This is a genomic window from Anaerosalibacter massiliensis (assembly GCF_024623155.1).
Taxonomy (GTDB): domain Bacteria; phylum Bacillota; class Clostridia; order Tissierellales; family Sporanaerobacteraceae; genus Anaerosalibacter; species Anaerosalibacter massiliensis.
This window is the reverse complement of the sequence record NZ_JANJZL010000012.1, coordinates 71,521-79,661: the sequence shown is the minus strand read 5'-3', so window position 1 is coordinate 79,661 and position 8,141 is coordinate 71,521. Positions and strand designations below refer to the sequence as shown.

Annotated in this window: 7 protein-coding genes and 1 pseudogene; 1 reads left to right on the top strand and 7 read right to left on the bottom strand. The window is 29.6% G+C overall.

Annotation, left to right across the window (positions count from 1 at the left end; genetic code table 11):
* The 4 genes and pseudogenes from NSA23_RS13820 to NSA23_RS13805 all read right to left on the bottom strand — a co-directional run.
* Positions 1-214 (bottom strand): annotated as a pseudogene (locus NSA23_RS13820) (L-erythro-3,5-diaminohexanoate dehydrogenase); the annotation flags it as partial.
* A gap of 269 nt (positions 215-483) precedes the next feature.
* Positions 484-897, bottom strand: coding sequence for a hypothetical protein (locus NSA23_RS13815; RefSeq protein WP_042681142.1), 414 nt, complete (start codon positions 895-897; stop codon positions 484-486).
* Between the two features lie 119 nt (positions 898-1,016).
* Entirely contained in the window at positions 1,017-2,423 is a 1,407-nt protein-coding gene (gene nhaC / locus NSA23_RS13810; RefSeq protein ID WP_042681140.1) for a Na+/H+ antiporter NhaC, read from the bottom strand.
* A 68-nt stretch (positions 2,424-2,491) separates the two neighbouring features.
* Positions 2,492-2,713 (bottom strand): helix-turn-helix domain-containing protein, encoded by a 222-nt coding sequence (locus tag NSA23_RS13805; protein ID WP_042681138.1) that lies wholly within the window; start codon positions 2,711-2,713, stop codon positions 2,492-2,494.
* Positions 2,714-2,887: 174 nt separating this feature from the next.
* Between NSA23_RS13805 and NSA23_RS13800 the strand changes: the two genes are divergently transcribed.
* Positions 2,888-3,232, top strand: a complete 345-nt coding sequence (locus tag NSA23_RS13800) for a helix-turn-helix domain-containing protein (protein WP_042681137.1) — start codon at positions 2,888-2,890, stop codon at positions 3,230-3,232.
* A gap of 147 nt (positions 3,233-3,379) precedes the next feature.
* Here NSA23_RS13800 and NSA23_RS13795 read toward each other — a convergent pair whose 3' ends face one another.
* From NSA23_RS13795 to NSA23_RS13785, 3 genes are all read right to left on the bottom strand, one after another.
* Positions 3,380-3,793 (bottom strand): hypothetical protein, encoded by a 414-nt coding sequence (locus NSA23_RS13795; RefSeq protein ID WP_042681135.1) that lies wholly within the window; start codon positions 3,791-3,793, stop codon positions 3,380-3,382.
* A gap of 111 nt (positions 3,794-3,904) precedes the next feature.
* A complete protein-coding gene (locus tag NSA23_RS13790; protein ID WP_257490627.1) occupies positions 3,905-5,509 on the bottom strand; it encodes a CTP synthase in 1,605 nt (534 codons plus the stop codon).
* A gap of 168 nt (positions 5,510-5,677) precedes the next feature.
* Entirely contained in the window at positions 5,678-7,759 is a 2,082-nt protein-coding gene (locus NSA23_RS13785) for an N-acetylmuramoyl-L-alanine amidase (protein WP_050069727.1), read from the bottom strand.
* Positions 7,760-8,141: the final 382 nt, after the last annotated feature.

The following is an 8,141-nucleotide window of genomic DNA, read 5'->3' as shown; positions in this document are numbered from 1 at the left end:
TGCTTTTCATTATTTTCTTAATTCCTTCAACATCGCCTTTTGCCTCTTCACTTATTTGAGTAAAACTTGCTGAGTCAATATTTAATGTTTGTACATCAATAAGTATTTCATTGTCATAAATTTCCATGTCATTGCTAATCTTATGAGCTGGTTGAGGCAATACTCCCTTTGGTTCTAATACACGATGAGTTCCATAAGGACATCCTTTCTTCATAATGACACCATCCTTTCATATTATCCAATTTTATTGTTAATTTTTTATCTAAATTTAGCCTTGAATTGTATACATACAAGGATTTATATAATGCAACAAATATGCCATGATTTTTAATATATACCTAAACAGCTAAACATAGCTATTTGAGTTATTTATTATTTAAAAAACTAATTGATTATTTTTAGATAATAATCTTCTTTCGCCAAGTTTTTGTCTATTTTAATGCTCAAAAATGAGCAACGTCCTTTCCCTTTACCTCAATTATTCTACTTATCTACAACATATTCTATAGGGATTTTATCTTCTCTACTTTCTATTAAATTTACAATAGAATCTACATATTCTTTTTCTACTTCCATCTTTTTAGCAAAATCAGATTTTATAAAATAAAAAAGATATTTTTCATTTTTAGATTTTAAAATAGTTACATGAGATAGCGTAGAAAAATTTATCTCTTCCTTATGCTTGAAAAAAATTCCTTTATAATTATATTCAATTCCTTCTTCAGTTATAAAAATTTTTTTCTTGTAAATGCTAAAATAAATAAACACTACTCCTATGATGACTTTCCACCATGATTTTGACCGTATACTGAATATAATTAAAAACAAACCTAAAAATACAAGAAGATTTCTTATTTTTTCATTATAATTATTTTCATTAATAACAATTTTCCTCATACAAATCATCCTAATCAACTTTTTAATAGAAAGCATAGAAAAATTCACATCTATGCTTTCTATATATAATATAAGATTTTAAGTCTCTAGAAATATAAAATTATATGTATAGTTTTGAATTAATTTACTCCATCTTTAACATCCTTCTTATAATCTTTATGAAATATAGCTATTCCTAAATAAGTCATTATAATTGCTAATATAGGATTAATTATATTCATAAATGAATAAGGTAAATAAGAAAATGTTGGCACTCCTAAAGTCGCTGCCTGATAAGCTCCACAACCATTCCACGGACATAATGCTGACCACATAGTTGCACCATCCTCTAATGTTCTTGAAAGAAATTTTCGATCTAAACCTCTTTCATCAAAAGCTTTTGCATACATTCTACCAGGTACCATTATTGCTAAATATTGGTCTGTTAATATAAAATCACAGATTATACCAGTAAATATTGTTAGCGCAACTAATCCAGTTAAACTTTTAATCTTTGCTACTATTCTACCTAATATTGCTTCTGTAAATCCTCCTTTTTCTAATATACCACCAAATGCTAATGCAAACATTATCAAAGAAATTGTCCACATCATAGAATCAACACCACCACGATTTAAAAGTTTATCTACAACTTCTACACTAGTTTCTGCAGCAAATCCTGTGTGGAATGTTTGTAATACCTCCCCTATATTTCTACCTTGGAAAATCATTGCCCACAATCCTCCTAATCCTGTAGCTGCTAAAAGGGATGGAATACTTGGTATTTTCTTTATTGCCGCAAATATTACAAATAGTGGTGGAATCATAAGCCATATATTAATATTAAAATTATCTAATATAGTATTTCTTATAAGCTCTACTTTACTAGGATCAAAATCTCCTGCCCCACCTTTAAGCCCTACTATAGTATAAATTATTAAAGCTAATAAAAAGCTTGGAAGAGTTGTTGTTAACATAGCTCCTACATGATCATATAGTGGAGTTTCTGCTGTAGCAGCAGCTACATTTGTACTATCTGATAAAGGAGATAGCTTATCCCCAAAATATGCTCCTGAAATAACCATTCCTGCCGCCAATGCAGGTTTAATTCCTAATCCTGTTGCAATACTCATAAGTGCAATACCTACAGTACCTGCTGAGGTCCATGCACTTCCAGTGGCTACCGAAACTATAGCACATAGAATTGCACCCGTTGGGAGAAAGGCCTTAGGTGATATAAATCCTAAACCATAATAAACCATAGCTGGTACGGTACCTGCTGAAACCCAACTCCCAATTAACATACCTACTATCATAACTATAAGAAGTGCTTCTACTGCCCTATTAATACTTTCTAAAACACCACTTAAAATACTATTCCAATCATGCCCCACTTTTTTAGCCATCAGAGCTGCGAGAATACATGCCAGTACAATAGGTATATGGGGCTCAAGTTCAAACTTTAATATACCTACAATTATAATAAACGTCATTCCTACTACTGGTACTAATGCTTCCCATAATTTTGGTTTTCTTATTTGATTCATTTTAATCCCTCCTGATTTTTATTTTTTATTTAATTTAATAATTACTTAACAAATTAAGTTAAAGACTACTAATTATATTTCCTTTTTAAATTCTCTTGATGGTTTTTAATCTTTATTATTTTCTGAATTTTATCTTTATATTTTTCTCCAGATCTACGCCCATTTAAAATATCTGTTAAATAGTTTTCATGAACACCTACTTTTTTTGCTAAATCTCTCTGAGTCATTTCTAATTCAATTAATTGTTTCTTTACTTTTTTCCCAAACTTCTTTTTTTCATATTCATTCATAACAAATCCTCCCATCTGTTTTCTTATGCAAATCACAGATATACTAGCAGCATAAAAATATAAGTATTATGATAAAATTAATAAGGCATAGCTATAATGACATTATAATGTCATTTTGACATTATGTCAATTTTTTAGTCTAATCGACATTCAAAATAGCAAGGAGGTATAATAATGATATGCTTAAACTCTCTTGGAAAAAGAATAGCCTACTTAAGAAAAAGGAGTAATCTAACCCAAAGACAGCTAATGAATATCTTAGATTTTGAAAACTTAAGTAGATATGAAAATGACGAGCGAAAGCCAAATATCGACATAATAGTAAAGTTATCTAAACACTTTAAAATTTCTACTGATTGGATATTAACAGGACAAGAACATAAATCTTATAGAAATTTTCAGCACAAAATAGAACTAGATGATAATGAAAAAAATTTTATAAAACTATTTGACCAACTAACGGAATTTGAAAAGGGACAAATTATAGGTAGGATGGAACAATTAATTGAAATGCATTAAAACAAAAATTCTTTTATTTTTATGTTATAATGACACGATTTCTTATCATTCTATAAATCTAAAGTTAATATCACATGATTATTTCAATACTTATGGAAAGAAACGTCTATATTTTATAGACGTTTCTTTCTCCTTTGACTAATTATTCTACTCATCTACAACATATTCTATAGGAATTTTATCTTCTCTACTTTCTATTAAATTTACAATAGGATCTACATATTCTTTTTCTACTTTTATTCCTCGAGGATCTTCCTCTCTATCAAAGTAAAAAATATATTTACCATCTCTGGTTTTATATATTATGATTTTATCTAATGTAGAAAAGTCTACCTTGTTTTCACGTTTGATAAAAATACCCTTATGACTATAAGTAACGCCATCTTTAGTTACAGTATTCTCTTTTTTATAAACAGTAAAATATAAAAAAATTAAACCTATAAGTAATTCTCTTAAGCTTTTATCCTTAATACTAAATATAACTAAAAAAGAACCTACAATAATACCTATTATTTTTAATCTTCTATTCTTCTTATTTTCTCCAATAACAATCTTGTCCATAAAAGCCTCCTTTTAACTATCTTATCAATACTTTGTATTGTATTTAATGAGCTTTAATTTGTCAATCTGAATATAGAAAAAGGAATCCTATAACAGAATTCCCTTAAAATATTAGCAATTATAATCTTTTGCTGCTTGGACGAAGCTTTTAAACAGTGGATGAGGTTTTGTTGGTCTTGATTTGAATTCTGGATGAAACTGTACTGCTACAAACCAAGGATGATCCTCTAATTCTATAGATTCTACCAATCTTTCATCTGGTGAAACTCCAGATATTACCATTCCCTTTTCAATTAGTTTATCTCTAAATTCATTATTAAATTCATATCTATGTCTATGTCTTTCATATATTAACTCTTCATCATAGGCAGCATAAACTTTTGTATTTTCTTTTAGTTTACATGGATAAAGACCTAATCTCATAGTTCCTCCCATGACATCTATATCTTTTTGCTCTGGCATTAGATCTATTACTGGATAAGGAGTATTTTCATCTAGTTCAGCACTATGGGCTTCTTTAAGTCCTAATACATTTCTTGCAAAATCTACTATTGCCATTTGCATTCCAAGACATATTCCAAGATAAGGAATATTATTTTCTCTTGCATATTTAGCTGCAGAAATCTTCCCATCTATTCCTCTGTGTCCAAATCCGCCTGGTACTAATATACCATCTACACCTTTGAGTATTTCATCACTATTATTGTCATTCAACTCCTCTGAATGAATCCATTTAATATCTACATCTGTATTGTTAGCTATTCCAGCATGGACTAAAGATTCTGCCACTGAAAGATAAGCATCTCTAAGCTCTACATATTTTCCTACTAATGCTATAGTTACTTTCCCTTCTAATTTTTTAGATTTTTCTACAATACTCTTCCACTCAGTTAAATCCAAATCATTGCATTTAAGATTTAAATGATCTATTACAAGTTGGGGAAGCCCTTCTTCTTCAAGCATTAGTGGTACTTCATACAATGTATTTGCATCTAAATTTTGTATTACTTCTGATGGTTCTAAATCACAAAAAAGTGCAATTTTATCTTTCATCCCTTGAGAAATGGGCTTTTCTGTTCTGCATATTAGAACATCTGGTTGTATTCCTATGCTTCTTAATTCCTTTACACTATGTTGAGTAGGTTTAGTTTTCAGTTCTCCTGCCTTGAGCAAGTAAGGAACCAATGTCACATGGATATACATAACATTTTCTCTTCCTATATCATTTTTAAACTGCCTTATGGCTTCTAAAAATGGTAACCCTTCTATATCTCCTACAGTTCCTCCAATTTCAGTAATTACTACATCTACTTCTTTTTCTTTTTCCGTTCTCATCATTCTTTCTTTGATTTCATTAGTAATATGAGGGATTACTTGTACTGTTCTACCTTCATATTCTCCTTTTCTTTCCTTGTTTAATACAGACCAATATACTTTACCTGCCGTTACATTGCTATTTTTACTTAAGTTTATATCTATAAATCTTTCATAGTGGCCTAAATCTAAGTCAGTTTCTCCACCATCATCTGTAACAAATACTTCTCCATGTTGATAAGGGCTCATTGTACCTGGATCCACATTTATATATGGGTCGAATTTTTGGATAGTAACCTTAAGACCCCTACTTTTCAAAAGCTGTCCTAAACTTGCTGCTGTAATACCTTTCCCTAATGATGAAACAACGCCGCCTGTAACAAATATATATTTAGTAGGCATGCCAAATACCTCCTTAAAATTAATTACATTAACTATAGTATTTTATATCAATGAAAAAATTATGTCAATTTAATATACATCACATAATTATATCATTTTCTACAGTTTTCTCCAACTAAAAATCCGGTTAAAAAAAGACTCTACTTGAAATCAAGTAAAGTCCTTTTTTTATTTAAAGTATTCTATTATACCTTTATACATACCTTCTGCTATGTCTTCCCTAGTTTGTTGTTTTTTCATTAGTGCTATATCATTAGGGTTGTTCATAAATCCTATTTCTATCAATGCTCCTACTAGATTGTGATTTTTAAGTACATATAGATTATGGTAAGTATATAGATTTGCTGCCTTCTTATCAAATTTATTTTTTGTGTTTTTAGTATTTAACTGTTCATTTAACTTTTGTGCAAATTTTATTCTTCCGCTAGTATCAACATTTGATTTAGTTTGGTTAGACCAATATACCCTTATGCCAGATGCACTAGTTTGTTTTTCCGCTGTTGTTGAATTACAATGTATTGTTAAAAATACCATATTATCTTTAGGATTGTTTCCTGCAATTCTCATTATTCTATCTAATTCTTCATTACTTCCTTCTGCATATACTGCTTTATTTCGTAAAATAGTATTTTGAACTGATTTTAACTCTTTTTGAAGATTATTTAGTTTTGATTCTAATTTTGTTTTATCTTCTGCCTCATTTAGAATAGAGTTAGATTTTGCTTGTCTCTCTTTTTCTAGTTCTTCTTTATCAATATTTAGTGCTTCAATTTCTTCAGTTAATCTTTGAATATTCAATTCTTCTTCTTCTATTTCTGATTCATATTTTCCTGTATCTACTTCTTCAACAATTTCTTCCACATTTTCAACTTCTTCTACATTTTCATCTTTTATTTCCTCAACTTCTTCTTTAGGTTCTTTAATATTTGCTTTGGACATTTCTTCAATTTGTATATTTAAACCTTGTATCTTCTCTTTAGATGTAATCAACTCAGCCGCTTTTTTGTTTATTTCATTATTTAACAGATTAACTTTTGTTTCAATTTCAGCTGTTTTATTTTCTTCTATTTCTGATTCTTTTGCTAATCTATTAATTTGTGCTATTTCTCTTTCAGTTTCATTTATTTGTCTTGTTAAACTTTGTGCTTTTGCTTCTTCAGATTCTATTTTATTCACTATGTTTACACGTTGTTGTAAGCTAAGATATACATCACTATTTCTGGTCATAACAACCCTCTTAGCTCCTGCTTCTTTAAGTATACGTTCTAATCTTTTAGCTATGTCAAGTGCAAAATCTTTCTCTTTATACTTTTTATCACTTGAAAGAGCTCCTGAATCACTTCCTCCATGTCCAGGATCTAATATCACTACTTTTCCTTTAAGAGAACCCGGGATACCTCTAAATTTAATAAAATCATCTGAACCTGGAGTTGGTGCTGGAGTTTGATTTGCATATAATTTATTTATTGTATTCTTTCCTACTATGCCATCTGCTGATAAACCATTTGCTCTTTGGAACTTCACTACTGCATTATATGTTCCGCCTCCAAATATTCCATCTGCCTTACCTGCATTGTATCCTAATTCATTTAATCTGTTTTGTAGGGTTACTACTTCTGGACCTCTACTTCCTCTACGCAATAAACTAGTTATTGGTGTACTATTTCCTGAATTACTTGGATTGCTTGGCTTATTTGGTTTACTTGGATTTGAATACAATTTATTTACTGTATTCTTTCCTACTATACCATCTGCTGATAAACCATTTGCTCTTTGAAAGCTTACTACCGCATTATATGTTCCGCCTCCAAATATTCCATCTGCTTTTCCTGCATTGTATCCTAGTTCGTTTAATCTGCTTTGTAGGGTTACTACTTCTGAACCTCTACTTCCTCTACGCAATAAACTAGTTATTGGTGCACTATTTCCTGGATTACTTGGATTATTTGGCTTACTTGGATTTGAATACAATTTATTTATTGTATTCTTTCCTACTATTCCATCTGCTGATAAGCCATTTGCTCTTTGGAAACTTACTACTGCATTATATGTTCTATTTCCAAATATTCCATCTGCCTTACCTGCATTGTATCCCAGATCGTTAAGTTTTCTCTGAACTGTAGCTACATCAGAACCTCTACTGCCAGTTCTAAGCAATCTATTAAATTCAGGTGCTGCATCTACGTTAGGTATATAAAAAACTACTAGTATAGATATTATTAATAGAAAGCTAATTAACCTTTTCTTCACTTTTTCACCTCCTTTGCAATTTAATCTTTGTGGAAACTTAAAAGGAAGACTATAACCTCCCAATTCTTTAATCCACTTTTATATATAATAGATTAAATTTATTTCAATAATATATAGAGCTAATCTTTCCACTAATTAACCCATATGTCATAATTTCAAATAAATATACTTTATTTAGCCATTACATACGCAAAACTTGAAACTCTTCGCCCATTAGTACTATGCCTTATATTTCCTTAGCCTTGCTATTCAATCATATATATCGACCATTTTTTTATTTCTTTAATATAAATTTTATATTTCTCCAATTTTTATTAAAATAACATATAAAATAAACTGTCCATTTTAGATAAATAGACAGTTAAAAGTTTAGATTACTTTA